This window comes from Urbifossiella limnaea (assembly GCF_007747215.1).
GTDB classification, from domain to species: Bacteria; Planctomycetota; Planctomycetia; order Gemmatales; family Gemmataceae; genus Urbifossiella; species Urbifossiella limnaea.
This window is the reverse complement of the sequence record NZ_CP036273.1, coordinates 4754587-4781172: the sequence shown is the minus strand read 5'-3', so window position 1 is coordinate 4781172 and position 26586 is coordinate 4754587. Positions and strand designations below refer to the sequence as shown.

Below are 26586 nucleotides of genomic sequence, written 5' to 3'. Positions count from 1 at the left end.
GTCACGACAGCATCGGCAGCGCCACCGTCTTCGCGTCTTCGAACTGGCCCGCGTACACCGGCCGCTCGCGCTCCAGCCACGGGTCGCGGTACGCGGCGATGGTCGCCTCGACCTCGCGGTCGAAGTACTCCCACAGACCCGTCGCGTTCTCCAGGATCACCCGCTTGATCGTGTCGAGGCCAACGCGGGGCACGAAGTCGTACGTCCGCTCCAGCCACTTGGCGTTGTCGCGGTAGTAGATGAGGAACCGGCCGATCACCGTGAGTGCCTCGGCCTGCGTCTTCACCCGGCACAGCACGTCCGTCTTGCGGACGCTCGCGCCGGCGGCGCCGCCGACCGACACCTCCCACTCGCCGCCCTCGGTGGCGATCACGCCCACGTCCTTCACCGTCGCCTCGGCGCAGTTGCGGGGGCAGCCGCTGACGCCTAGCTTCACCTTCGCCGGGAACTCGAACCCCTGGTAGCGCTTCTCCAGGGCGATGCCGAGCGCGGTACTGTCGTTCGTGCCGTAGCGGCAGAACTCGCTGCCGACGCACGTCTTCACCGTGCGCAGCGCCTTCGTGTACGCGTACCCGCTCGGCATCCCCAGGTCGGCCCACATCTTCGGCAGGTCGTCCTTCTTCACCCCGAGCAGGTCGATCCGCTGGCCGCCGGTCACCTTCACCATCGGCACGTCGTACTTCTTCGCCACCACGCCGATCTTGATGAGGTCGTCGGCACTCGTGACGCCGCCGTACATGCGCGGGATGACCGAGAACGTGCCGTCCTTCTGAATGTTGGCGTGGACGCGGTCGTTCACGTACCGGGCGTCGCGCTCGTCGACGTACTCGTCGTTCCACAGGCTCTTGAGCAGCGACGCGAGGCCCATCTTGCTCTTCTCGTCCACGCCGGTGCCCAACTCGCGGAACACCTCCGACACGCTCTTGAGGCCGCGCTTCCGCACCTCCGCGACCAGCGTCGGCTTGTCCATCGGCACCGCGGGGACGTACCACCCCTCGCTCGGGTCAGCCTTCACGGCGCCCGCCACGGCCTCGATCAGCCCCTTCACCAGTCCCTTGCAGCTGCCGCAACCGGTGCCCGCACGGGTGGCCTTGCCGACGGACGGGACCGTACACTTGCCCGCCTTGATGGCCGTGCAGATGGTCCCCTTGCTGACGCCGTTGCAGTCGCAGATTTGGTGCGAATCCGGCAGGTCGGCGAGCGACACGTCCTTCTTCGCGGACCCGGCGGTGAAGAAGATTTCGAGCCGCCGCTCGGGCACGGGCGCGTCGTTCTTGAACAACTCCATGAGGTTGTCGGCCGGTCCCAGGTCGCCGAGGAGGCACGCGGCCGAGAGCTTGCCGTCGCGGACGATCGCCTTCCAGTACACCTGCCGCGCCGGCTCGCTGTACTGCACCACCTCGTCGGTGTCCTTCAGGTCGCCGATCCGCCCCATGCTCGCCAGCTCGACGCCCATCACCTTCAGCTTCGTGGCGATCTTCGACCCCGTGTACACCTTCTCCGGCGCCGTCCCGGTCAGCACCTCGGCGAGCACCTTTGTCTGTTCCCAGAGCGGGGCGACGAGGCCGTACACCATGCCGCGGTGCTGCACGCACTCGCCGACCCCAAAGACGTGTCCGTCGCTCGTTCGCATCTGGTCGTCAACGACGATCGCGCGCTCGCAGGCCAGCCCGCACTCCTTCGCCAGGTCGATGTTCGGGCGGATACCCGCGGAGATGACCACGATGTCCGCGGGGACCGTACTGCCGTCCGCGAACTTGACGCCGGTGACGTGCGTGTGCCCCTGAATCTCGGCGGTGCTGGTCTTCGTCAGCGCCTTCAGCCCGAGCTTCTCGATCGTCTGCCCGAGCACTTTTCCGCCGGCCTCGTCCAGCTGAACGCTCATCAGCCACGGCGCCATCTCGACGACGGTCACGCTCGCCAGGTCGTGCGTCATCAGCCCCTTCGCCGCCTCCAGGCCGAGGAGCCCGCCGCCGATCACGACGGCGTTCGACTTCCCCTTCGCGTAGTCGGCGATGTTCCGGCAGTCGTCCAGGGTGCGGAACACGAACACGCCGTGGAGCGTGGTCCCCGGCACCGGCGGCACGAACGGCTTCGACCCGGTGGCGAGCACGAGCACGTCGTAAGGCTGCTCGACGCCGTCGGCGTAAACGACGCGTTGTTCGCGGTCGATCCGCGTGACCTTCTTTCCGGCGTGGAGGGTGACGTTGTTCTCCTCGTACCACGCGAGCGGGTTGAGGAAGATTTCCTTGGGATCCTGAGTGCCGTTGAGCACGTTTGAGAGCAGGATGCGGTTGTAATTGCCGTACGGCTCGTCGCCGAACATCACGACCTCGAACCGGTCGCAGTCGAGGGCGAGTACGTCCTCGACGAGCCTGGCACCAGCCATGCCGTTGCCGATGACGACGAGCTTCTGGCGGGTAGTCACGCGACGGCTCCTTGGGCGGCAACCAGGGACATCATGCGGGTGCGGTGGGCGACAACCTGGCCGACCACGATCACGGCGGGGGCCGCGGCGCCGGCCGCGCGGGCGGCGGTGGCGAGTTGGGTCAGCGGGCTGTCAATCACCTGCTGGTCCGGGAGCGTGCCGCGGCAGACCACCGCGGCCGGCGTCTCGGGGTCGAGCCCGGCGCCGATTAGGCGAGCGGCGATGGCGTCGAGGTGACGCAGGCCCATGTACACGACCAGCGTGCCGGCGCAGGCGAGGGCCTTCCAGTCAAGTTTGCACTCGGGCGAGTCCGGGTCGAAGTGGCCGGTGACGAGCGTGACGGCCTGCGTCTCGTCTCGGTGCGTCAGCGGGATGCCGGCCGCCGCACACGCCCCGACCGCGGTCGTGACGCCCGGCACGATCTCGACCGGGATGCCGCGTTCGGCAAGGTACTCGGCCTCCTCGCCGCCGCGGCCGAACACGCACGGGTCGCCGCCCTTGAGCCGCACGACCGTGAGGCCGGCGCGGGCGCGGTTCGCCATCACCTCGTGGATCGTTTCCTGGAGCGTCGAACCGACGCAGTAGCCGCGCTTGCCGGCGTACACGCGCTCGGCGTCGGCGGGGGCGTGGGCAATCAGTTCGGGGTGAACGAGGGCGTCGTAAACGACCACGTCGGCCCGGCGGATGGCGTTCAGCCCGCGGACGGTGACCAGGTCCGGGGCGCCGGGGCCGGCGCCGACGAGGTAGACCGTGCCGGCGTGTGTGGGTTCGGTCGGCGTCACGGGCGCACGATCTCCGCGGCCGCGACGCGAACGTTGCGGCGAATGTCAGGAAGTCGATTCAGGCAAACAACAAGACCCGCGAGCCGCCCGGGGTGTTGGGCGGGCCGTGTGCAGCGGCAGAGCGGTTTGGCAGTGGGGATAGCAACCCGCGGACCGGACCTGCGATTCGTCCCACATCAGGATTGTGAGACGGAGCGGTATGCGTGGAAAACCACGTCATTTCGTGGCAAGAACGCGCTGGTCGGGGAGCGGAGATTTTTCCCGTGGCGTGAGCATCAGGCGAGATCGATGCCCGCGGAGCGTGCGACCGGGCGGTGAACCCCGCCCGCGATATAGGCAGGAAACGGATGCGGACCGGCGAGTCGCCATAAACGCAAACCGGTGGCTCCCTTCGGAGCCACCGGCAGGCGGGCGTCACTCTCACGATCATTCGTCCAGCCGACTCATTGCTTCCACGGAAGGGGGGGGTGGGGGCGCCGCGGAAACAATGAAGACGGCCGTACTGCTACGGGTTTGCTGCCTCCAGCAGCCGGAACGTCGCCAGGTCGGCGGGGTGGACCGTGCGGGCGTCCAGGCCGCGGCTCTTGGCCTCGCGGAACGCCAGGGCGACGGCGTCCGGCCGCGGCGGCGACTGGGTCGTCCGCAGCACCGCGACGTGGAACCAGCGGAGGGCGCTGGCGTCCCGGCCGATCGCCTCCATCAGGTCGCGCTCGGCCGCCTCGAACTCCCGCAGGGTGATCCGCACCCGGCCGCGGGTGTCGAGCAGGTCGGCGGAAATGCCGGCTTCGCGGGCCGCGCGGTCGAGCAGTTCCAGCGCTCGGGGGGCGGTGGTCGCGTCCGCGGCGAGCAGCCACGCCAGGTTGTTGAGCGCGACGACGTTCCGCGGGTCGCGTTCGAGCAGCTTGGCGTACACCTCCGCGGCCCGCTCGGGCTGCTGCTTCAGTGTCAGGAACTCGGCCTCGGCGAGCTTCATCGGCACGTCGGCGGGGGCGGCCGCGAGGGCCGCGTCGAGCCAGCCGCGGACGAGTTCGAACTGCCGGTCGGTGGCGCCGCCGGTCCGTAGGACCGCAAGGCCGGCTTGGGCGCGAACGCGGTCCGGCAGGTAGCGGCCGAATTGTTCCACCTTTGCGAGCGCTTCAGCGGGTTGACCGTCGTCGGCAAGCACGCCGGCAACTCCGACGGCAGCTTCTGGACGTGACGGCACGAGCGCCGCGTACCGCTGCGCTGCGGCCGCGGCCATCGCCCGGCCGGCGGGCGAGCCCTTCACGCCGGGGAGGCGGCACAGCTCGTCCAGCAACTCGGCCACACGAGCGGAACGGGCGAGGTAGTCGCCGGCACCCGCGTCGGCGGCGCCGGCGTACGCCTCCGCCAGCGCGAGTGCCCGGTCCGCCTTGCCGGCCTTCGCCTCGTACCGGGCTACCGACGCGACCGCCCGGAACTCGCCGGGGTACAGTGACCGCAGCCGGCCGGCGAAGGCATCGGCGGCGGCGAAGTTGCGATCCTCGGTCAGTTCGTCGAGCGCGGCGACGAGGTAGTAGAGGTTTCGCGGGTCGGCTTTCATCAGGGCGTTGAGCCCGTCTCGGGCCGCCTTCTTGTCGCCGGCGACGCGGTGCAGCTGCGACAGGTTGTACAGGTCGCGCGGCGACTGTGTCGTCTGGTGGACGCTCTCCAGCGCCGCCGCCGCGCGGGCGAGGGCGGCGCGCCGGTCGGCGCCTTCCAGGAAGCGGGCGAGCGTAGTCAGCACGCCGGCGGTGGCGCGGAGGTCCTCGACCGTCGCCCCGCCCTCGTTCGCTTCCGCGAGCAGAGCTGCTGAGCGGGTGCGGCCCTCGGGCGTGCCGCGAGACGCCAGCAACATCGCGAGATTCCGCTTCGCCCAGCCGGCGTCCGCCGGGCGAGCGGCGGGGTCGGCGACGAACGCTTCCAGCACCTTCACGGCGCCGTCGCTGTCGGCCCGCGAAAGTGCGACGGCGAGCCGGGCCTGGGTGAAGGCACGTTTCTCCGCGGGGTCGGCCACGGGCGGGGTCCACCCGTACCCGTCGGGGGTCTCGGCGAAGACGGCGACGGCGGCGAAGAACGCCGACGGCGGGAGCTTCGCGCGGGCGGCCTCGAACGTTGGAGCCGCGCGGTCCGGCGAACCCTTCCCACCAGTCTGGTACAGGGCGAGCCGGAGCCAGTCGTCGGCAGTCGCACCCGGTGCGCTGGTCGCCGCAGTGAGAATCGACTCGGCAACTGTAGGGGACCGGGCAGCGAGCCACGCCGGGCCACCGGGGTCGCGCTCGACGACCGGTCTGCACAGCGCGAGCACCTGCGTCGCGGCCGCTGGTGGGACCCGCTCAACGACACCGGCCATGAGCCGGCGGAACGGCTCACCGGCCCACCGAGGGTCGGCCGCGAGCCGGGCCACGGCCTTCGTCACGCGGTCGTCGGGGCCGGACTTCACCAACGCCACCACCCACGCCCGTGCCGCCTCGACGTTCGTCGGCTCCAGTTGAAAGGCGCGCTCAACGAGCCGCGCGGACTCGGTGGCGTCGGCCTTGACGCGGGCGAGCGCAAGGCAGGCGTCGCCGCGGTTCGGCGACGGCCCCACGGCCGCGGCCAACTTCTCGGCCGCGGCCGGTGACAGCCGGGCGTCACAGACCAGGACCGAGACACCGGCGTCGCCTTCGAGTTTGACAAGTGCGGCCCGTGCTTCCGCGGCGACTTCCGCCCTGCCGGCGTCGGCCGCGCGCTCGGCGAGGCGGACCCAACCGGCGATGTCGGTGGGGCGGCGGGCGCAGACGGCGCGAACGAGTTCCACCGCCCGCGCTCGGTCGCCGACCTCGTCGGCCACGTCGGCGAGCCCGTAGAGCAGCCGCAGCTGATCTGCCTCGGCCCAGCCGTCGGTCCGGTCGGCGAGTGGGGCGAGCGGGCGGATGCGACCCGGCTCGCGGCCGTAGAGCCGGGCGCGGGCGATGCGTACGTCGGGTCCGTCACCGGCGGATGCCTGTGCCTCGTCGATCACCGTCAGGCCCGCTGCGGTGCCGCCGGCGTCGGCCGCTGCGTGGGCCAGTGCTGCCCACAGGCGTGTATCGCCGGGCCGCCGCGACGCCTCGCGGCGGAGCAGTTGTGCGGCCTCGGCGTACTTCCCTTGCGCGGCCAGAACGTCGGCCCGCAGGACGGTCGGTTCGCTCGACGCGGGGCCGAATCGCGGTGCCAGAGTCGTGACCGCCGCCTCCAGTTTCCGCCAGTCGTCGGGGCTCCCGTTCGACTGCCGGAGTCGGTGGGCTTTGAACTTCACCCACTGCGCCACGACCATTCCGGGGGCGAGGGGAGAACCCACTGCGACCTCCAGTTCGCGGAGGGCGTCGTCGAACCGGCCCAGGTTTTGGTACAGCACGGCTACGCCGACGCGCGCCGGGACGTGGCTCGGGTCGGCGGCCAGGACCCGCTTCAGCGCCCGCTCCTGGTTCTCGGCGTTGCCGACGCGCTCGAAGCACGTGGACAGCAACAAATTCGCCTGGGCTTCGAGGCCGGGCAGGGTGCCGGCGCTGGTGCGGAGTTTCTCCAGGTGCTCGATCGCCTCGGCCCACTTCTCCTGCTTCATCGCTAGCCGAGCTCTCAGGTACGTGACCTGCGACGGCGGTAGCCGCCGGGCCTCCAGCCGGCGGAGGATGTCGGCGGTCCGCGCGGTATCGCCTTGCTGCACGAGCAGGTCGGCGAGTGGCACCAACAGGTCGTAGCCGTCCGGCGTGAATTTCAGCCCATCTTCCAGGGCCGCGAGCGCCGCCGGGACGTTGCCGCGGATGAGTTCGAGCCACGCCAGCGCCCGAACCAGCTTCAACTCGCGGGGGTAGAGCGCGGCGGCGTCGCGGAGGATGGCGTGCGCCGCGGGGATGTCGCGGCCCTTCTGGAGTATCTCGGCCAGCAACAGCGAGGCGTCTGCGTTCTCGGGATCGAGTTCGAGCGCGCGCCGCAGGTCGCGGCAGGCCGGGTCCAGGTTCACGGTTCGGTTCGCACGCTCGTCCTCCTCGGCGACGTAGCTCTCGAAGCGTGCTCGAATGAGATACGCCTGCGGCTCAAGCGGCAGGGCGGCGACCATCTGGCCGAGCACGGCGCGGGCGCCGGCCGCGTCGGACTGGTTCTTCCACAGGAGTTGGGCCAGCCGTTGGTAGTTGAGCATCTGGTCGGGCGACTTGGCGACGGCCGACTCGAACGACTTTCGGGCGTCGGCGACCTGGTTCAGGCCGAGTTGCGCGCCGCCGAGTTGCTGCCACAGCGCTCCCTCGTCGGGGAACTTCTTGAGTAGAGCGTCGGCGTGGGCGAGCGCGTCGGAGAAACGGCCGGCCTTCAGGCAGTGGGTCAACGCCTCGCGGCGGGTGGCGTCGCGCTCGGGGTCGAGTCGGAGGACTTTGTCGTAGAGGAAAACGAGTTCGTTCTGCCCGCGGCCGGTGGTCGCCCGGGTACGGATCAGGTCGATTAGGCGGACGTGCGCCTCTACGTCTGTCGGCTCGAATTCGAGGTACTGGCGCAGGTAATGGACCGCGGCGTCGGTCTTTCCGGCGTCGGCCGAGCGGTCGGCCTGACGGCGGAGGGCGTCCGGGATGCGGCGAGCCTGGAGGGCGTGAGCGGCGGCGAGGGACCCGCCGAGCCCGAGTACAACCAGAACCAGCTTCAGGAGGAACCGCCTATTGATCGTCGGCATGTCGCGGCGTCCGTGCGGCGGCCGCGCGACGGTGGGGCGGCGCGGCCGGACGCGGATGCTACGGCGGCCCGGAGCAGCCGGTCAACCCCAACGAGCGGCCAGCGGCCGGGCGGCCCAGGACGATTGCAAAGTCGCAGGTATCAGCGGGTCATGAGGTTGATGGCGCGTTCGATGTCCCAGTTGAGGGCGTCGGCTTGCGCCTTGAGCGGCTCGCCCTTACCCCCGGGGTTGAGTACCCGCAACACGCTCACGGCCGCGCTCAGCAGGGTCGTGAAGCGCTCGGCCAACCCCGGCCGGCGGCACACGTGCCGGTCCTCGTCCCACCACCGGTCCTTCTCGAAGTGCAGGCTGTTCTCCACCGACCAGTGCCCGCGAACGAGCCGGAGCAACGCGGCGGCGGTCACCACGGCCGGGTCGAGACTGGTGGCGAAGTACCGCGTCTCGCACGTCCGGGCGCCGTCGGCCCCTCGGGTCTCCCGGTCCACCCGCACGACCGCCCGCAGGCCGGGGACGTTCAGCGCCTCGCGGGCGTAGTCCGCCGTCGCCGCGTCGCACCAGACCCGCCGGGTCTCGACCGCCCCGCGTTTTTTCCCCGCGCCGTCGCGCTCGCCGACGCCGGGGTGGCGTCGGCGAACGCGGCCCGGATCGTCTCGTGCAGGTCGGGCTGGTTGTCCTTGACCGCCAGCACGTAGTCCCGCCCGGCCTCGACGATCGCCCGGGCCAGCGGGCGCTGGCAGAACAGGGCGTCCCCGGTCAGCACCCGGAGCGACGGCCAGGCGGCGAACAACTCGTCCAGGTGGGCCTTGAGGACCTCGGGCTCGGTCTCCTTCCCGTCCCCGATCGGCCAGTCGGCCAGGCACACCCGGGCGTCGTGGGCGAACACGTTGAGGACGTGGATCGGGTCGCCGTCGGCGTCGTGGGCCTGCTTGCTCGTCTTCCCGTCCACCGCGGCCGCGGTCGGGGCGTCGGCCATCACCCGGGCGAGCCACCCGGCCAGGGCGCCGCGGAACTCGTCGATCGAGAAGGCGGCGGCCGCGCGGCTGTAGGTCGTCGCGTGCGGGGCGTACGGGCGGGTCAGCCCGAACGCCTCCCGGAGGGCCGGCCAGTGCCGCTTGGCCCACCGGGCGAGGGAGGCGAAGTCGGGGTGCCGGCTCAGCAGCCCCAGGAAGACGACGGACAGTAACCCCGCGAACGGGTGGCGGACACCACGGCGGTGGCGAGGGTCCGTGAGTTGGCGGAACGCGGCGACCAGTGAGTCGGAAGTGGGTGACATCGGGGCTCCATCCCGAGGTGAGTAACTCGCAACCCGTCAACACGTTAACCGGAATTCTGGACTTTGCAATCGTCCTGCCGGGCGGCCCCGGCGAGTTGTCCCCAGCGCGAATGCGTTGTAGCATCAACTTCATCACCCTCGACTCGCCCGCGGGTTCCCGCCCAGTGACCATTCGCACCTACCAACCCGGCGACGAGCGCACGCAAGCCGTCCTCTTCAACGGCGCCGCGTTCGCGCTCCCGGGCTTCAAGCCGGCCACCGAGGACGATGTCCGTCGGCGGACGCGCGCGCGCGGGTTCGACCCGACGAGCCGGTTCTACGCCGTCGAGAACGACATGGCGGTCGGCTACTGCGTACTGGAGCCGGACCAGGGGCGGCTGGGCTACCCGTGGTGCCGCAAGGGCTACGAAGCGGTCGCCGCGGCGCTGTATGCTGCGGCCGTACGGAGTGCCCGCGATCGTGGCGTGCGGTCACTGTTCACCGCGTACCGCCGTGACTGGGACGGCGTGCTCGGGTTTTTCGCCGACCGCGGGTTCCATAAGGCGCGCGACATGGTGAACTACGCCGCCGACCCGGTGGACCTGCCGACCATCGCCAGCCGCGGCGGCAACCCCGTGCGCCGGCTGACGCGGGCCGACATCCCGGCGCTGGCGGCGATGGGCCGCGGCGTGGTACGGGTGTCGGACGCGGAACTGGAGCAGCACGTGTTCAACAGCCCCCACTTCCCGGCGGAGGCGTTCTGGGTCGTGGAGGGTGGCGGCGGACCGGTGGCGGTCGGGGTCGGGCTCGACAACCCGAACTGGCCGGACGTGAAGAAGGTGGACCCGCTCGCGCCGTGCTTCCGACTCGGGGCGTTCGGCGCCGAGGGGCTGAACGCGAAGCGGGTAAACGGCCTGTTCAGCTACGTCGTGACGAAGCCGGAACACGCCCTGCCAGCTGGGCTCGCACTGCTCGCGGAGGTCAGCCAGGAACTGACTGAGGGGTCGGTCACGTCGTTGGCGGCGCAGTGCCCGACGGACGCGCCGCACCTTGTCGGATTCTACACGAGGTACTTCAAGGAGCAGGGGCGGTTTCCGGTGATGGAACTGACCCTCTAGGCCCAATGCCGCTCAGATAGGCGTAAAGCCAGTGCCTCCTTGGTACTGTGGGGTTGCTACCGATCCCACGACGCAAGGAGGCACCGGTGTGCATGGCCACTGACCCGACCCCGTTCCTGCGGGGATTGTACCACCTGATCCCGCCCGATCGTATCGCCCACATCCTGGACGTGACCGGCCGGCAGTCCCGTCGGGTCCGCCGCATCCCGGCCGACGCGACCGCCCGGCTGGTGGTCGCCCTCGGGCTGTTCGCCGACCTCCCGGTCCCCCAGGTCTGGCGGCGGCTCCACCCGGGGACGGACGACCCGGACCCGGTCTCCTCGGCCTTCTGCCAGGCCCGCGACCGGCTCGGGGTGCCGCCCCTCCGGCGGCTGTTCGAGGAGGTGGCCCGCCCGATGGGCACCCACCAGACGGTCGGGGCGGGCTACCGCGGGTGGCGGCTGATGGGGCTCGACGGGACCACCCTCGACCTGCCCGACACCCCGGACAACGCCCGGGTGTTCGGCCGGCCCGGGACCGCCCGGGCGGCCGGGGCGTTCCCCCAGCTGCGGCTCCTCGCCCTGTGCGAGTTGGGGACGCGAGCCATCTGCGGGCTGTCGATCAAGCCCGGGCGGCGGGGCGAGCAGGTCATGGCCGGGCCGCTGGTCGACCGGCTCGGGCCGGGGATGCTCCTGCTGTGGGACCGCGGGTTCTTCGGGTACCCGCTGGCCGAGCGGGTGCTGCGGACCGGCGCCCACCTGCTCGCCCGGGTCCCGGCCCACGCCATCCTGACCCCGACCCGGCGGCTGCCCGACGGGTCGTACCTGGCCGCCCTCTACCCGTCGCCCGCGGACCGGGCGGCGGGCCGCCGCGGGCTGGAGGTGCGGGTGATCGAGTACACCCACGACGACCCGGGGCGGCCCGGGTGCGGGGCGCGGACCCGGCTCCTGACCGACCTCCTGAGCCCGGACGACCTGCCGGCCGCCGACGCCCCGGTCGTGTACCACGAGCGGTGGGAGCAGGAGAAGAACCAAGCAGACTGCCCCTCAAGCCGGGGGTGGGTCTCCGCCCGGCGGACCGGTTACCATCGGGGTGATGGCGCTGCTGGAACTGGCCGCGTGGTGTCGAGACCGGCTCGCCGTCGCACCCGGAGGACCCGCATGTCAGCCCCCGCACGACGCCTCGCGCCCCCCCGCGCCTGACGCCCCCACCGCCGCCGGCGACCAACCCGCCGCCGGTCTGGGCGCACCTCCCGGCCGATCGCCAGAGGCAACTCCGCGACCTGCTCGGCCAACTCCTCGTCCGGATGCACGCGGCCCGCGCCCGCGAGGAGGCCGGTCATGACTGACCCCCTCCGCTCCCCGAAGCTCCGGCCGTGGCACCTCGACCGGGCGGCCGTCGTGTACGTCCGCCAGTCGACCCCGCAGCAGGTCCTCGACCACCGCGAGTCGACCGCCCGGCAGTACGCCCTGGCCGACCGCGCGGTCGCCCTCGGCTGGCCCCGCGACCGGGTCACCACCATCGACGACGACCTCGGCAAGAGCGGCCAGTCGATCGAGGGCCGGCCCGGGTTCCAGCGGCTGCTCGCCGAGGTCGCCCTCGACCGCGTCGGGCTGATCCTCGGGCTGGAGATGAGTCGGCTGGCCCGGTCGTGCAAGGACTGGCACCAGCTGCTGGAGCTGTGCGCCCGGTTCCGCGTCCTGCTCGCCGACGCCGACGCGGTGTTCGACCCGACCGACCACTCGGACCGGCTGCTGCTCGGCCTGCACGGCATGATGAACGAGGCGGAGCTTCACGTCCTGAAGCAGCGGATGTACCAGGGCAAGTTGAACAAGGCCCGCCGCGGGGAGCTGTTCGCCATCCCGCCGATCGGGTACGTCCGGGCCGACCCGGGCGGGTGGGCGATCGACCCGGACGAGCAGGTGCAGGCCGTCGTCCGCCTGATCTTCGACCGGTTCGACCGGGAGGCGACCCTGCACGGCCTGCTCCGTTACCTGGTCCACCACCAGGTCCGCATCCCGGTGCGGGTCCGCGGCGGCCCGGCCCGGGGGCAGCTGGAGTGGCGGCGGCCGAACCGGGCGACGCTGCAGAACCTGCTCCGGCACCCGGGGTACGCCGGGGCGTACCGGTTCGGCCACCGCCCGGTCGACCCGCGGAAGAAGCAGCCGGGGCGGCCGGGCACCGGCAAGCAGATCCGCCGCCCCGAGGAGTGCCTGGTGCTCATCCGGGACCGGCTGCCGGCGTACATCACGTGGGACCGGTTCCAGGCCAACCAGGACCGGCTGACCGCGAACCGGAACACCGCGACCACCTGCGGGGCGCCACGGAACGGGCCGGCGCTGCTGGCCGGGCTGGTCCGGTGCGGGCGGTGCAACCGGCGGATGGTGGTCCGCTACCTGGGGCCGAAGGGGCGGCCGTCGTACACCTGCACCCGCGGGTCGTCCGACTACGCCGACCCGCTCTGCCAGGGCCTGTCGGACGGGGCCGCTCTGGACGCCCTGGTCGCCGACCAGCTGCTCGCCGCGGTACAGCCGGCCGCCCTGGAGGCGAGCCTGGCGGCGGTGGCCGGGGTCGAGCGGGAGCGGGGCGAGCTGGCCCGCCAGTGGCACCTCCGGCGGGAGCGGGCGGCGTACGAGGCGGACCGGGCGGCCCGACAGCACCGGGCGTGCGAGCCGGAGAACCGGCTGGTCGCCCGGGAGCTGGAGCGGCGGTGGGAGGACGCCCTGAAGCAGCAGCGGCAGCTCGACGACGAGTACGAGCGGTGGCAGCGGGCGGCCCCGGCCCGGCTGAGTGACACCGCGGTGTCAGCGATCCGCGCCCTCGCCGCCGACCTGCCGGCGGTGTGGGCGGCGGCCACCACGACCCCGGCCGACCGCCAGCGGATCGCCCGGTGGCTCCTCGACCGGGTGGTGGTGACGGTGGACAAGGGCAGCGAGCGGGTCGGCGTGGCGGTGCACTGGGTCGGCGGTGCGGTGCGGTCGCACACGCTGACGCGGGCGGTTCGCCGGTACGACCAGCACTCGGACTACCCGCGGCTGACGGCCCGACTGCGGGAGCTCTGCGGGGGGCGGCGAACGGCGGGCGCGATCGCCGACCGGCTGAACGCCGAGGGGTTCCACCCGCCGAAGCGGACGGCGCGGTTCACCCGGGACATGGTGCTGCGGCTGGTCGGCCAGCTCGGGCTCGGGTGCCGCCCGCCGCACGGCAGCCCGACCGGGCTGGGTCCGGACGAGTACCGGCCGGCCGGGCTGGCGGGGCGGCTCGGGATCAACCGGGACACGGTCCGGCGGTGGGTCCGGGTCGGGTGGGTGCATGTCCGCCGGGACGCCGACCGGCACCACGTGATCTGGGCCGACGCGAGCGAACTCCGCCGGCTGCGGGAACTGCACCAACTCCCGCGAACGTGGGCGAACAAGGACCGGCTGGCGGAATTGACCAAGCCGAAGCCGCGGCCGGTGCGGTAGTCTCCCGATGGCCCGGTTGCCGGCCGACCGGGCCACCCCACCCACAGGTTTGGAGGCATCGTGGCTGAAGTTCCCCACGGATCGTGGACAGCGGGAAAGCGGTGTAAGCTCTAATCACGAGGAGACACACCGATGGCCGGTTCCCGCAAGGTCTACACGCCGGAGTTCAAGCTCCAGGCCGTGAGGATGATCACCGAGCAGAAGCTGTCCGTGGCCGAGGTCGCCCGCCGCCTCGGGGTCACCGAGAACCGGCTCCACGACTGGAAGAAGGCGGTCCTCAAGAAGGGGGCCGACGCCTTCCCGGGATCGGGGCACCTCACCCCCGTCGAGGAAGAACTGCGCCGCCTCCGGGCCGACGTGAAGCGGCTGGAGATGGAGCGCGACATCCTAAAAAAAGCCACGGCGTTCTTCGCCACCCAGTCGAAGTGACCTTCGGCTGGATCGAGGAGCGCAAGGGCGAGTGGCCGGTGACGCAGTTGTGCCGTGTCCTGGAGGTGTCCCGCTCGGGGTTCTACGCCTGGCGGTCCCGCGAGCCCAGCCACGCCGAGGTCCGGCGGGAGGAGCTGACCGAACAGGTCGCGACGATTCACGCCGAGGTGAAGGGGCGGTACGGCAGCCCGCGCGTCCACGCCGAGCTGGTGAGCCGGGGCCACGAGTGCTGCGTGAACGTCGTGGCCGAGGTCATGCGGGAGGCCGGGATTGCCGCGAAGACGACGCGGAAGTTCCGGCAGACGACGGACTCGAACCACCCGCACCCGGTGGCCGAGAACGTCCTGGATCGGCAGTTCGATCCGGAGGAGCCGAACACGTCGTGGGTCGCGGACGTGACGTACATCCCGACCCGCGAGGGGTGGCTGTACCTGGCCGTCGTGGAGGACCTGTTCAGCCGGATGGTGGTGGGCTGGGCGATGGCCGCGACGATGACCAGTCGGTTGGTCGTGGATGCCCTGGAGATGGCGGTGGCCGACCGTCTCGGGGGGTCTTCGGTCCCGGCCCTGGTGGCCCACTCGGACCGCGGGAGTCAGTACGCCAGCGAGCACTACCGGCGTCGTCTCGCGGAGGAGGGGATCACGTGCAGCATGAGCCGGCGTGGGAACTGCTGGGACAACGCGCCGATGGAGTCGTTCTTCGCCAGCCTCAAGAAGGAGCTGGTCCATCACGAGGACTACGCCACGCGCGAGGAGGCGCGGGCGAGCATCTTCGAGTACATCGAGGCGTTCTACAACCGCGTCCGGCGGCACTCGTCACTGGGGTACGTCGCCCCCGCCGAGTACGAGCGGGCGCACAACCCGACCCACCGCTAAACGCTGTCCACTTTCCGTGGGGAACTCCAGGCTGTGCCATCGAGCTGGCGTTCGACGAGTTGAAGACGCACCTGAGCGGGCGGGACGTGCCGGTCCGGAGCAAGACCCCGGCCGGGGTGGTCCAGGAGGTGTACGGGCTGGTGCTGGCGTACTACCTGGTCCGGCGGGTGATCCGCGACGCCGCGGCGACGGCTTCGGTGGACCCCGACCGGGTGTCGTTCGCCGGCACCCTGCGGGTCCTGTGGTGCCGGCTGCCGGAGGCCCCGGGGCGTCCCCCGGCGGACTGGTACCAAGACTTGCTCCGGGAGGTCCGGAGGCAGCGGCTGGGAGCGCGGCGGGACCGGTGGTACCCGAGGGTCATCAAGCGGAAGATGTCCAACTGGGGGAAGAAGCGGGCGGAACACCTCCACCCGCCGCAGCCAACCAAACCCTTCCGCGAGGCTGCCCGCGTGCTTATCTGAGCGGCATTGCCTCTAGGCCGCCCCGCGCTTCGGCCGCGCCTTCAGGTCGAACAGCCCGAAGATTTCGTCCTCGGTCAGCCCCATCGTCGTCGGCTTGTCGGCCGCCTCCATCAGATCCAGGAACACTTTCCGCTTCGCGTCCAGCAGCAGGGCGATGCGCTGCTCGATCGTGTCCTGCCCGGTGAACCGCGTCACCGTGACCGGGTGCCGCTGGCCGACGCGGTGGGCGCGGTTGATCGCCTGGTCTTCGATGGCCGGGTTCCACCACCGGTCGAACAGGAACACGTAGTTCGTGAACTGGAGGTTCAGCCCGACGCTGCCGGTGCCGTAGCTCATCAGGATGACGTGCTTGTCGGGGTCGCTCTTGAACCGGTCGAGAATCGGCGTGCGCTCGTGCTGCGGGATGCGGCCGTGGTACTGGAGCGGCCCGAACGGCTCCAGCGCCTTTGCCAGAATCTCCAGCGGCTCCACCCACTGGCTGAACACGATCGCCTTCCGCCCACTCGCCGCCACCTCCTCCATGTCGGTAACGAGCCGTTCGAGCTTCGCACTCTCGCCGGTGAGCGGGTCGAAGTTGCAAATCTGCTTCAGCCGCATCACCAGCTGGAAGACGTGCTGGACGCTGATCGTCTCGCCGAGCTCGTTGAGGTGAATCACCCCTTCCTCTTCGGCGAGGCTGTACGCCTGCCGCTGGGCGGGGGTGAGGTCCACCTCCAGGTCGCGGTAAATCTTTGGCGGCATGTCCGACTGCACGAGGTCTTTCGTGCGACGGAGGATGCAGTCCGCGGTGTAGCGCGGCAGGTGCTTCGGCGGGCAGTCCGGCGGGATGCGGTCCGGGTCGATGAACGCGAACAGGTTCACGAGGTCTTCGTGGCTGTTCTCGATCGGCGTGCCCGAGATGGCCCAGCTGCGGCCGCGGCGGATGGAGCGGACCGTCTGCGCCGTCTTCGAGTCGCGGTTCTTGATCCGCTGCGCTTCGTCGAGCACGACGGCGTCGAAGTACACGCGCGGGTCGGCGGCGAGGTCGGCATCGCGGGTGAGCGTCTCGTAGTTGATGAGCTTGAGCGGGCAGTTCGAGACGAACCACGTCGTGCGGCGCTGCTCGGCGTCGCCGTCGAACGGCTCGAACGGCAGGTCGGGCGCCCAGAGCTTTAGCTCGCGCGCCCAGTTGTGCATCAGCGGCTTCGGGCAGATCAGCAACGCCTGCCGAATCTGGCCCTGGTGGAACAATAATCTTAAGCTCAATATGGCTTGTGCGGTTTTGCCGAGCCCCATCTCGTCGGCGAGTAGCGCCGCGTGGCGCGGCATCAGGAACGCGATCCCCTCCAGCTGGTACGGGAACGGCTCGAACGGCACCGAGAGCGACTTGCCGTCGAACAGGCCGTCAAGCGGTGGCTGCAACAGCATCAACAACCGGTCTTTGAACAGCACCGTGTCAGCCGTCGGCATCGTGCGGATGCGGGCCTTCGGGGGCGAGTTCGGGTCGTCGGGGAGCCTCGGAAGATCGACGGCGTGGCGGCCAACAGCGGGTTCGCTCGGCAGCCGCGGCGGGGGCGTGTACTCGGGCGGCGGGGCGGGGAACTTCCAGCCCTCGGTGGTGACGCTCAGCGTGAGTTGGCCCGCCGACCGCACCCACGGCGAATCGGTCAGTAGCCGGGCTTCTCGCACGCCCGTGTCGAGTGGTCGGTCGAAGCGCGGGAACGGCAGCACCTCGACGGGCATGGCGTCGCCGGACGAGCGGCCGGCATCAACCGGCTGTTCGCCCAGTGCTTCGCGTAGTTCCTCGACCACCGGATGATCGTCACGCGACACGGCCGCTCACCCCCAGCTTGCGGGCCTCGGCCACTGCCTCGCGAATGCGCGCGAACGGCTCTGCCAAATCAACCGCCGGGTCCACGGCGTCGAGCCGAGCCGCCACCGTGGATTCGTCGTCCCCGAATGCGGCCGGCAGGAGCAACGCCAGCGAGCTGCGTGGGTGGGTTAGCGTGCGCGTTTCGGCCGGCAGCACCGCCGCGTCCGGCCGCAGCGCCACGACCGGCACGTCCACCCGACTTCGCAGCGCCAGCGCGGGCGGCGAGTCCGTCACGATCAGGTCGGGCTTCAGAGAGGTCTTCTCGAACAGCGCCTTTCCGATCACGTCAGCGTGGAGGTAGTCGAGCAGCGTCGGGCCGTACAGCGCGGTTTGCACGCGGTTCGGCTGCACGGCCGAAGACATGCGGAATTCGAGCGGGCGGCCCCAGGCGTTCGTCACGAGGTAATACCCCGCCCAGCCCGCCGGCTCCTGCTGTACGGTCAGAAAGCCGAGCGTTGGCGGCGCGGCGGTGCGGTCACTCACGCGGTGTCCCCGAAGCCCAGGTGTGCGTCGATCGCACCCCATCATCGGACCCCGCCTGCGGGTTGCTTCACCGCCTTCGGTGTCGCTCTAACCGCAACTCGGGTCAACGGGTGGGTTGTTCCGCCCGTGATACCCGACTTCTCTGATCAACTATACGTGCCGACTGGGCTTCCGATTCCGGACGGTTCCGCTACAACACAGTTATTACGCTCGCCGATGCACTGGCATCACGGCACTGAGGACTGGACGGATCATGTCAACCGAGACGGCCCCCGCGACCGAGCCGAAGGTGTCGCCGGTCGAGGCGATGAAGGAAAGCAGCAACTTCCTCCGCGGCCGCATCCTCGCCGAGCTGGCCGACCCGGCACTCGACCACCTGTCGGACGAAGCCAAGAACATCATCAAGTTCCACGGCAGCTACCAGCAGGAGGACCGCGACGCCCGCAAGAAGCGCGACAAGCCGGGCGTCGGCAAGGCGTACATGTTCATGATCCGGCTCAAGCTCCCGGGCGGGGTGCTGACGCCGCACCAGTACCTCGAAATGGACCGCCTCTGCGGGCAGTACGCGAACGGCACTCTGCGCTTCACGACGCGGCAGAGCATCCAGTTCCACGGCATCCTGAAGGGCGACTTCAAGACGATCATCGGCGGCATCAACGACGCGCTCGTGTCCACGCTCGGGGCTTGCGGCGACGTGAACCGCAACGTCGTCGCCTGCCCGGCGCCGCTGAAGGACCCGGCCCGGAAGCAAATGCAGGAGTTGGCCCTGGCCGTGGCGGCGCACCTGGCCCCGCGGGCCGGCGGGCACGCGTACCACGAGATGTGGGTGAACGGCGAGAAGCAGGCGGCCCCGGCCGGTCCGAAGGACGCCGAGCCCATCTACGGCCCGACTTACCTGCCGCGGAAGTTCAAAGTCGGCTTCGCCCTCCCGGACGACAACTGCACCGACATCCTGGCCCAGTGCCTCGGCTTCCTCTGCGTCCGCGGCGCGGACGGCCAGCCGGTCGGGTACAACCTTTACGCCGGCGGTGGGCAGGGGCAGACGAACAGCAAGCCGGACACGTACCCGCTGCTCGCACAGCCGGTGTGTTTCGTCCACCCGGAAGAGGTGGTGGCGGCCTCCGAGGCCATCATCAAGCTGTTCCGCGACCACGGCAACCGCGCCGACCGCAAGCGCGCCCGGCTCAAGTACGTGATGAAGGACTGGGGTCTGGAGAAGTTCCGCGAGGTGTTCGCCCGCGACTACCTTAAGACGCCGTTCCGGCCGGTCGTGGACGCCCCCATCACCGGGCTCGACCTGCACCTCGGCTGGCAGTCGCAGGGCGACGGCAAGTGGTTCCTGGGCCTGAGCGTCGAAAACGGCCGGGTGAAGGACGAGGGGAACTTCCGCCTCCGCGCCGGCCTCCGAGAGATCGTGACGCGCGTCGGGTGCAGCGTCCGCGTCTCGACGCAGCAGGATGTGCTCCTGTGCGACATCGCCACCGCCGACCGGCCGACGGTCGATTCGCTGCTGAGCGAGTACGGCATCCCGCGGCCGGAGGGGCTGAGCCAGGTGCAGAAGTGGAGCATGGCCTGTCCGGCGACTCCGACGTGCCCCCTGGCGATCACCGAGAGCGAGCGGTCGATGCCGGCCGTGGTGGACCAGCTCGAACCGATCCTTTCCGAGTTGGGGCTGGAACAGGAGCCGATCAGCGTCCGCATGACGGGCTGCCCGAACGGTTGTGCCCGACCGTACCAGAGCGAGGTGGGGCTGGTGGGCCGCGGTGGCACGAAGTACACGCTGTACATCGGCGGCGACTCGTACGGCCGGCGGATGAACGTCGAGTTGCAGGACTCGGTGCCGATCGAGCAGATCGCCCCGAAGCTGAAGCCGATCTTCGCCGCGTTCCGTGACGAGCGCATGCCGGGCGAGCTGTTCGGCGATTATTGCGAGCGTGTGGGTCTGGAGAAGCTCAAGGCGCTGGCGGGGGCGAAGTAAGCACATGGCGAGCCGGGGGCGTCAGCCCCCGGATGCCATGCGGAGTGCGGGGGTATCCGGGGGCTGACGCCCCCGGCTCGCCGGGTCTATTGGGGCGCCCACATGTCGCCGGACGACCTGCGCCGCCAGCTCGTGATTCACCTTGAAGCGCTGAGGGCCGCGGGGGTGCAGTTCGTCCCCCGCGCGCCGACGGTCGCGTTGCCGGTCTCTGACACGGTGAAGCAGGGCATCCCCGCCTCACCGCCCCCAACCCAACCCGAGCCGTTCGCCGCCCCGGCCGTTGTTCCCGACGGGCCGACGGAGCGACGACATGAGCTAGTGGTGCTCGCCGAGCGGGTCGCGGCATGCGACCGCTGCCCCGAGCTGTTCGGCACCCGCACACAGACGGTGTTCGGCGTCGGCCCGATCGACCCGGACGTGTGCTTCATCGGCGAAGCACCCGGCGCCGACGAGGACGCGAAGGGCGAGCCGTTCGTCGGTCGGGCGGGTCAGTTGCTGAACCGAATCATTGCCGCGTGCGGCTTCCAGCGCGCGGAGGTGTACATCTGCAACACTCTGAAGTGCCGCCCGCCGAACAACCGCACCCCGACCTCCGACGAGCGCGACAACTGCCGCGACTACTTCGACAGCCAGCTGGCGCTGGTGCGGCCGAAGTACATCGTCTGCCTCGGGGCGACGGCCGCGAAAAACGTGCTGAACACGTCGCTCGGCATCGGCCGTATGCGCGGCCGCGTCCACTACTACCGCGACATCCCGGTGGTGTGTACCTACCACCCGTCGGCCCTGCTGCGTGAGGAGTCGGCGGGCGGCAATGCGATGCGGAAGGACACCTGGGAGGACATGAAGCTCCTCCTCCGCGAGATGGGGCGGCCCGTCCCGGGGAAGTAGTCCTTACTTGGCCTTCAGCTGCCGGTCGAAGAACGCGAACAGTGCCGCGTCGGCCTTCTCCGCGTCCGCGCCGCGGAAGCCGTGCCCCGCCCCTGGCAGCGTCAGCAACTCAGCCTCCACGCCGCACGCCTTCAGCCGGTCGATCATCCACACCGCCTGTTCGTGGGCCACGTACTTGTCCTCGGTGCCGTGGATGCACAGCGTCGGGGCGGCGTTCGGCGTCACCCAGTTCAGCGGGCTGCTGCGGACGTGCGCGGCGCGGGCCGTTTCCAGGTTGCCGCCGAGGAACAGCGGCAACACTTCGGCCGCGTCCACGCTCTTGCCGTAGCTCTTGGTGAAGTCGCTCGGGCCGTAAACGTTCACCACGCACTTCACCCTGCTCGACACGCCGGGATTGCCGCCGTCGCCCTCGAACTCCTCTACGTCACCGGTGACTCCTAGGAACTGCGCCAGGTGCCCGCCGGCCGACCCGCCGGTGACGCCGATACGGTCGGGGTCGATCTTCAGCTTCGCGGCGTTGGTGCGCACCCACCGCACCGCCGCCTTCACGTCGTGGACCGCGGCCGGGAACGGGTGCGCTGGCGCCAGCCGGTAGCTGACCGTGACGGCGACGTAGCCGCGCTGCGCGAGCTTCACCGTGAGCGGGTCGTAGCTCTCGCGCTTGCCGGCGCGGAAGCCACCGCCGTGGATGCATACCACCGCCGGGAACGGGCCGTCGCCCTTCGGCCGGGCCAGGTTCAGTTGCAGGCTCACGCCGCCGGCCTTGCCGTACTCGACGCCGCGCTCGACGGTCACGGCGTCGGGCGTCGGCTGGCTGACGGCGGGGAGTGCGAGGGCGGCGACGAGTGCGGCGGCCGCGAGGAGGCGGGGCATTGGCGAGCTCCGGGAGAGGGGGGCGGGCTTATCCTGCCCGCAGCGGTCGCAATCGGCAACGGGTCGGCTTGGCGCCGCGCCGCGACCCGCTTATACGGCAGGGGGCCGGGTTGCGGCCGAATAGGGTTTCGAGGTCACGGATGGCCGTCTCCCCCCGGCTCCTCGCGGCGCTGGCGATCGGGTTCGCCCCCGGCTGCCTCCACGTCCACGGCGACGTTGCGCACCCCGACCACAAGCCGCCTGCAAGGGCCGACGGGTTCGCCAGCCTGAAGCCGGGTGAGTCGATCGTGGCCCGGCCGGCGAGCGAGCCGAAGCCGATCGCCGACACGCCGGCAGCGCCGAAGTTGGCCACGGTCGAACCCGACCCGCTCGTGCCGCCGCCGGAGAGCGTGCTGACGGTGAAGGCAGAACCCGGCCCGTTCCCGCTGCCCGGCGTTGCACCGCTGCCGGAACCGCCGCTGCTGGCCGCGATGCGGGCGTACGTCGAAAACCGGCCCGAGGACGCCATCCGACACCTCGAAAAGCTCGACAAGCCGAACCAGGACTTCGCCCTGGCAGTGATGCCGGTCCTGGCCCGCGGCGCGGCGATGAACCTGAGTGCCCCCGACCCGCAGGAGGCCGGCCACCTCGCCGACCAACTCAGCGGGGCGGCGGCGAAGCTGGAGGCGAAGGCGGCGCTGCGGGTGGAGAAGGTAGCGTTTTGCCGGAAGATCGGCGGCTTCGGCAAATTCGAGCCGTGGCCGCAGGCCCAGCCGTACCGCCCGGGCGACCTGGCCCGGCTGTACGTCGAGGTGCGGAACCTCGGCTGCCAGGCCGCGGCCGACGGGTACGTCACTCGTGCGGTCACGCTCCTGGAGGTGCGCGACGCGAAGGGGCAACTGGTGGAGCAGGTCGATCCCGCCGACTACCGTCAGCGGGTGCAGGTGGTACGGTTCCAGCACGACGAGCGCTCGCAGTCGCCTGTCCGCGACTATTTCCAGCCGTACCAGATTCGCATACCGCCGCAGGTCGGCGTGTACACGGTCACGGTCGAAGTGCGCGACCCGCTGACCGGCCGCGCGGCCCGCAGTCAGGCGGCCGAATTCCGCGTCGCCGGGCCGTAATCTGACGCCCGTCCCTCTGCCCGTTGGCATTGTTTCTCCGCCCTCCCCCCGGGGGGTCAGGAGAAGCAATGAGTCAATGACAAGAAAGTTTGTTGGAGTGTCGCCGCCGGTTCACCCCACTTCGAAGCGCCGTACCTGAATGCCGTTCTTGCCCGTTTTCTGGAGTGGGCGCGGCTCCGGCTGTGCGAAGCCGTTCAAGTCCACGGTGCGGGCGCGGAATTCGTACCGCCCAGCCGCGAGCCCGTGGACCGTCGCCGTGAATGGCGCCGAGCTGTATCGCAGCGGCCACTCCCGCGGTCGCCCCGTTGTGCGATCGAAGCCGAGTACCTCCTGCGGCCGCACCCCGGCCGGCATCACCGCTCCCCAATCCGGCTGCGGGTCGAGCTGGCACTCGGCCCAAGGCGCCCGCAGCAGTTCGGGTGAGTCATCGGCCAGCGGCGGGCTGTCGGCGGTCACCGGTCGCACCCAGAACTCGACACGCCGTACGCCCGAGGGGCCGCACATCACGACCCCGCGGAACGTCAGCGGCCGGTCGGCCGGCAGCTTCTCCGGAACGCGGTCACTGAACGCCGCCGATTTTAGATACGCTTCGGGGTCGTTGTTCCCCTCGGCGTAAGTGTCGGTGTTGCGGGGGATGTTCGTCACGACGATTTGTTGCAGCCACTTGATCGACTTGAACCCGTAGCTCCACGGCACGACCATTCGCACCGGCCCGCCGCGCTCGAGCGGGATCGGCTCGCCGTTGAGCCGGTAAGCGAGAAACGCCGGCAACTCGCCCGGCGGCGTCTCCATCGCGTGGGTGTAGTCCACGGACGACTGGAAGCGCTGCTTCGGGTCGTTGTTGTGGAAGCCGTAGAAGAACACGCGGCGCACGTTGTTCATGCGGCCGGCGAGTTTCAGCACCTCACGCAGCGGCACGCCAGTCCACAACCCCTGGCCGAGCGGCGTGTCGATGTTCAGGCACTGCATCGCCTTGAGGAAGTGAACCTGGTGCGACTTGCCGAGGTTGAGCAGCATCGGCAGGTCCAGCGCGGTGCCGGCGGCGATGGTGAGCGGCTTGGCGATCGCCGCCGGTTGCTTCGTGTGCGGCTCCTCGACGGTCGGGTCGGCGGTGAGTTCGAGGCGCCACGTCTCGGGTGTGAGGCGGGCGGCTTCGAGCGCGGGGCCGCGGAGGGTGTGAGGCACGGGGTTGCCGCGCGACACGTCGCGGAACTCGGCGGCGGGCGTGAGAAAGGGCCGGGCCGGCGGTGGGGCAGGGGGCTCTGCGGCGGCAGCGGCGCAGGCGGACGCCGCGGCGACGGCGGCAAACTCGCGGCGGGTAGGGGCGGGCATGACGATTACCTTCTGAGCCGGGCCCGTGAGGGGTCGGAGTGCCGAATGCTCCGACCCCTCACGGGCCCGGCTCGGGCGGGCCTGTTACACGCTGACGCGCTCCGGCGGGCACGTTCCCGTGGTGGCCTCGTATGTCCGTCCGGCTGGCGTCGCCCCGGTGGCGTGCGTCCGCAGCGCGAGCTGGTACAGCTGCTGCCCGTGCGCCGTCGGGTACTCGCCGGTGATGCACGCCCGGCACAGCTTCTCCGCCGGCAGGTCGATGCACCGGGCGATCGACTCGGCCGGCAGGTAAAACAGGCTGTCCGCCCCCAGTTCGGCCGCCATCGCGTCCTGCTCCGTCACCGAGGGCACCAGCCCGGCCATGAACTTCGGCGCGAACAGCTCCCGCACCGTGCTCATGTCGATGCCGTAGAAGCACGGCGCCAGGATGGGCGGGCACGCTACCCGCACGTGAACCTCTCTCGCCCCACCCTGCTCGCGGACGTGCCGCAACAGGCTCTGCAGCGTCGTGCTGCGGACGATCGAGTCCTCCACCAGCAGCACCCGCTTGCCTTGCATCACCTCGCGCAGCGGCGTGAATTTTTGCTTCACCTTGTCCGCCCGCTGGTTGCCGCCCTCGATGAACGTCCGGCCGATGTAGCGGTTGCGGATCAACCCCTCGACGCTCGGGATGCCCAGCGCGAAGGCCATCGCGTCGGCCGCCGCCTTCCCCGTGTCCGGTACCGGTACCACCACCGTATCTTCGGGGTCGAGCGGCACGCGGCCGAGGGCACGCTCCTGCTTCGCCAGCTCCTGCCCCAGCCGCGCACGGCTGAGGTAGACGCTGCGGTCGTCCAGCGTGCTGGCCACGTTGGCGAAGTAAATCCACTCGAAGAAGCAGTGACTCGGCCGCCGCTCCGGGGCGAACCGGTGCGTGGTCAGCTTGCCGTCGCGGATCAGGATCATCTCGCCGGGGGCCAGCGACTGGATGTTGCGGAAGCCGAGGTTTTGAAGGGCCACGCTCTCGCTCGCGGCCCCGAACATGTTCCCTTCGACCGAGTACGTCATCGGCCGCAGGCCGGTCGGGTCGCGGAGCACGACCATCTCGCCGAGGGCGTTCAGGAACACGATGTTGTACGCCCCGTCGAACTTCTGGCTGAGCCGGCGGAACACCTCCACGAGGTCCGGCCGATCGTCGGCCCGTACCTCGTGGGCGAGGTAGTGCATGATGACTTCGGTGTCGTTGTCCTTGGCGAGGTGGTAGCTGTGGTTCTGCAGGAGCTGGTCGCGGAGGCTCTTGAAGTTCGTGAGCTGGCCGTTGAACCCGAACGCGAACCACTTCCACATGCAGCCGTGCCGCCGCTCGAACGGCTGAGCGTAGCGCCGGGTCGTCGGGCCGCACGTGGCGTACCGCGTGTGGCCGATGGCCGCCCGCCCGGCGTGCTCGGTCATGATGTCGGCGAACTTGCCCGGGTGGTTGATCCTGAACGCCTCGATGACCGTGCCGATCTCCTTGTACGTGGAGACGAGCTGCTCGCGGCCGGGGCTATACGTGCTCATGCCGGCGGCGAGCTGGCCGCGATTCTGCAGGTCGAGGAGCAGCCGCGGCATGAGCCGCGACACTTGATCGGGGTGGCCGGCCCAGACCGGATGGTCGTCGTCGGCTGGACCGGAGAGCCGGTAGAGAGCCGCGACGCCGCATTCGTGGTACAGATCGGCCATGTCACCGCCGGGTGAGGGACGTGCGGCCGGGTGCGAGCGCCCGCCCCGTCACTATAGAGCAGCCCGACCGGGCGGGACACCGGGAACGGCCGAACCGCCCCGGCCGCGGTCGTGACGAGCTCGTGACAATCGGCCGGGCCGGCTCCATAGTCTGAAGGGGGTACAGGTCGCCCGACCCAGTTTGGAGGCGTGTGATGGTCCGATCGATTCGCGCGGCGATGACGGCGGCGGGGCTCGCTGCGGCGGCGGTGCTGACGACCGGGGCCTCGGCCGACGAGGCGAAGGCGCCGCCGAAGTCGGTGCCGCCGGGCGTGCCGCTGGTGCTTACGGTGTCGGGAAAGGTGAAGTACACGTTCGACCCGGCGCCGCTGACGGCCGACGCATACAAGAAGGCGATCGACAACGCCGCCAAGCCAGGCAAGAAGGGGCTCGGCTTCGGCGGCAAGCTGCCGAACCCGCCGGTGGTGGACCTGACGGTCGAGCTGAAGAACACGTCCGACAAGGCGCTGACGGTGTGGACGAAGGGCGACCCGGTGGTGCTGACGCTGAACCTGGCGGGCGCGGGCTCGGCGAACCTGGACCCGCCGATCGCCATGACGCAGGAGTTCCGAATCCCGCAGGAGACGAAGCTGGAGCCGGGCAAGTCGTACTCGTGGCCGGTGAAGCAGCTGAAGAGCGGGATGCGCGGCGCGACGCACTACAGCTACTGGACCGGCCCCGGCGAGTACGAGCTGACGGCGTCGCTGCGGACCGGCGTGCAGCCGGTGCCGAAGGGTGCGACGGACAACGACGGCTTTGGCGTGGTGACGCTGACGAGTGTTCCGCTCAAGTTGACGGTCGAGGGAAAGTAGCCGGCGGGTTGCCGTGTTCGTCGAGCCCGTAGCCTGGCGAACACCTCGGCAGGCGT

19 protein-coding genes are annotated in these 26586 nt (G+C 70.5%); 9 read left to right on the top strand and 10 right to left on the bottom strand.

Annotation, left to right across the window (positions count from 1 at the left end):
- Position 1 precedes the first annotated feature (1 nt).
- The 5 genes from nirB to ETAA1_RS19555 form a co-directional block, all read right to left on the bottom strand.
- The gene (gene nirB / locus ETAA1_RS19575; protein ID WP_145241413.1) at positions 2–2428 is read right to left on the bottom strand and encodes a nitrite reductase large subunit NirB; all 2427 of its coding nucleotides are present in this window, start codon (positions 2426–2428) and stop codon (positions 2–4) included.
- A complete protein-coding gene (gene cobA / locus ETAA1_RS19570) occupies positions 2425–3210 on the bottom strand; it encodes a uroporphyrinogen-III C-methyltransferase (RefSeq protein ID WP_145241411.1) in 786 nt (261 codons plus the stop codon). The genes nirB and cobA overlap by 4 nt, the downstream gene beginning before the upstream one ends.
- A gap of 505 nt (positions 3211–3715) precedes the next feature.
- Positions 3716–7891: a tetratricopeptide repeat protein gene (locus tag ETAA1_RS19565; protein WP_145241409.1), complete on the bottom strand. Its 4176-nt coding sequence runs from the start codon at positions 7889–7891 to the stop codon at positions 3716–3718.
- A gap of 140 nt (positions 7892–8031) precedes the next feature.
- Positions 8032–8376 carry a transposase gene (locus tag ETAA1_RS19560; RefSeq protein WP_145234610.1) on the bottom strand — a complete coding sequence of 115 codons (345 nt, stop codon included), beginning with the start codon at positions 8374–8376 and terminating at the stop codon, positions 8032–8034.
- A gap of 29 nt (positions 8377–8405) precedes the next feature.
- A complete protein-coding gene (locus tag ETAA1_RS19555; protein ID WP_145234612.1) occupies positions 8406–9164 on the bottom strand; it encodes an ISAs1 family transposase in 759 nt (252 codons plus the stop codon).
- Between the two features lie 164 nt (positions 9165–9328).
- Here ETAA1_RS19555 and ETAA1_RS19550 point away from each other — a divergent pair, with 164 nt between their 5' ends.
- From ETAA1_RS19550 to ETAA1_RS19530, 5 genes are all read left to right on the top strand, one after another.
- Positions 9329–10261, top strand: coding sequence for a hypothetical protein (locus tag ETAA1_RS19550; protein ID WP_145241407.1), 933 nt, complete (start codon positions 9329–9331; stop codon positions 10259–10261).
- Between the two features lie 92 nt (positions 10262–10353).
- A complete protein-coding gene (locus ETAA1_RS19545) occupies positions 10354–11442 on the top strand; it encodes an IS4 family transposase (RefSeq protein WP_145241405.1) in 1089 nt (362 codons plus the stop codon).
- A 138-nt stretch (positions 11443–11580) separates the two neighbouring features.
- Positions 11581–13704, top strand: a complete 2124-nt coding sequence (locus ETAA1_RS19540) for a recombinase family protein (protein WP_145241404.1) — start codon at positions 11581–11583, stop codon at positions 13702–13704.
- A 132-nt stretch (positions 13705–13836) separates the two neighbouring features.
- Positions 13837–15008, top strand: a protein-coding gene (locus ETAA1_RS19535) for an IS3 family transposase (protein WP_145241203.1) whose coding sequence is annotated in 2 segments (ribosomal slippage) — positions 13837–14092 and positions 14092–15008 — 1173 coding nt in all. Because the reading frame shifts where the segments join, the coding sequence is not laid out codon by codon here.
- A gap of 59 nt (positions 15009–15067) precedes the next feature.
- Entirely contained in the window at positions 15068–15469 is a 402-nt protein-coding gene (locus ETAA1_RS19530) for a hypothetical protein (RefSeq protein WP_145241402.1), read from the top strand.
- Positions 15470–15481: 12 nt separating this feature from the next.
- Here the strand turns inward: ETAA1_RS19530 and ETAA1_RS19525 are convergent, their stop codons facing one another.
- Both ETAA1_RS19525 and ETAA1_RS19520 read right to left on the bottom strand, forming a co-directional pair.
- Positions 15482–17281 (bottom strand): DEAD/DEAH box helicase, encoded by a 1800-nt coding sequence (locus ETAA1_RS19525; protein ID WP_238389258.1) that lies wholly within the window; start codon positions 17279–17281, stop codon positions 15482–15484.
- Complete coding sequence (locus ETAA1_RS19520) at positions 17271–17804, bottom strand: hypothetical protein (protein WP_145241400.1); 534 nt, start codon at positions 17802–17804, stop codon at positions 17271–17273. The genes ETAA1_RS19525 and ETAA1_RS19520 overlap by 11 nt, the downstream gene beginning before the upstream one ends.
- Before the next feature lie 253 nt (positions 17805–18057).
- Here ETAA1_RS19520 and ETAA1_RS19515 point away from each other — a divergent pair, with 253 nt between their 5' ends.
- Positions 18058–19782, top strand: a complete 1725-nt coding sequence (locus ETAA1_RS19515) for an NADPH-dependent assimilatory sulfite reductase hemoprotein subunit (RefSeq protein ID WP_145241398.1) — start codon at positions 18058–18060, stop codon at positions 19780–19782.
- A gap of 102 nt (positions 19783–19884) precedes the next feature.
- On the top strand, positions 19885–20670 hold the full coding sequence (locus ETAA1_RS19510; protein WP_145241395.1) for a uracil-DNA glycosylase: 786 nt from the start codon (positions 19885–19887) through the stop codon (positions 20668–20670).
- A gap of 3 nt (positions 20671–20673) precedes the next feature.
- Here ETAA1_RS19510 and ETAA1_RS19505 read toward each other — a convergent pair whose 3' ends face one another.
- Positions 20674–21543, bottom strand: a complete 870-nt coding sequence (locus ETAA1_RS19505) for an alpha/beta hydrolase (protein WP_145241393.1) — start codon at positions 21541–21543, stop codon at positions 20674–20676.
- Between the two features lie 140 nt (positions 21544–21683).
- Between ETAA1_RS19505 and ETAA1_RS19500 the strand changes: the two genes are divergently transcribed.
- Positions 21684–22646, top strand: coding sequence for a hypothetical protein (locus ETAA1_RS19500; RefSeq protein ID WP_145241391.1), 963 nt, complete (start codon positions 21684–21686; stop codon positions 22644–22646).
- 111 nt (positions 22647–22757) lie between these two features.
- Here the strand turns inward: ETAA1_RS19500 and ETAA1_RS19495 are convergent, their stop codons facing one another.
- Together ETAA1_RS19495 and ETAA1_RS19490 are read right to left on the bottom strand one after the other, a co-directional pair.
- Positions 22758–23978 (bottom strand): molybdopterin-dependent oxidoreductase, encoded by a 1221-nt coding sequence (locus ETAA1_RS19495; RefSeq protein WP_145241389.1) that lies wholly within the window; start codon positions 23976–23978, stop codon positions 22758–22760.
- Positions 23979–24062: 84 nt separating this feature from the next.
- Positions 24063–25679 carry an amidophosphoribosyltransferase gene (locus tag ETAA1_RS19490; protein WP_145241387.1) on the bottom strand — a complete coding sequence of 539 codons (1617 nt, stop codon included), beginning with the start codon at positions 25677–25679 and terminating at the stop codon, positions 24063–24065.
- Between the two features lie 194 nt (positions 25680–25873).
- Here ETAA1_RS19490 and ETAA1_RS19485 point away from each other — a divergent pair, with 194 nt between their 5' ends.
- Positions 25874–26530, top strand: coding sequence for a hypothetical protein (locus ETAA1_RS19485; protein WP_145241385.1), 657 nt, complete (start codon positions 25874–25876; stop codon positions 26528–26530).
- Positions 26531–26586: the final 56 nt, after the last annotated feature.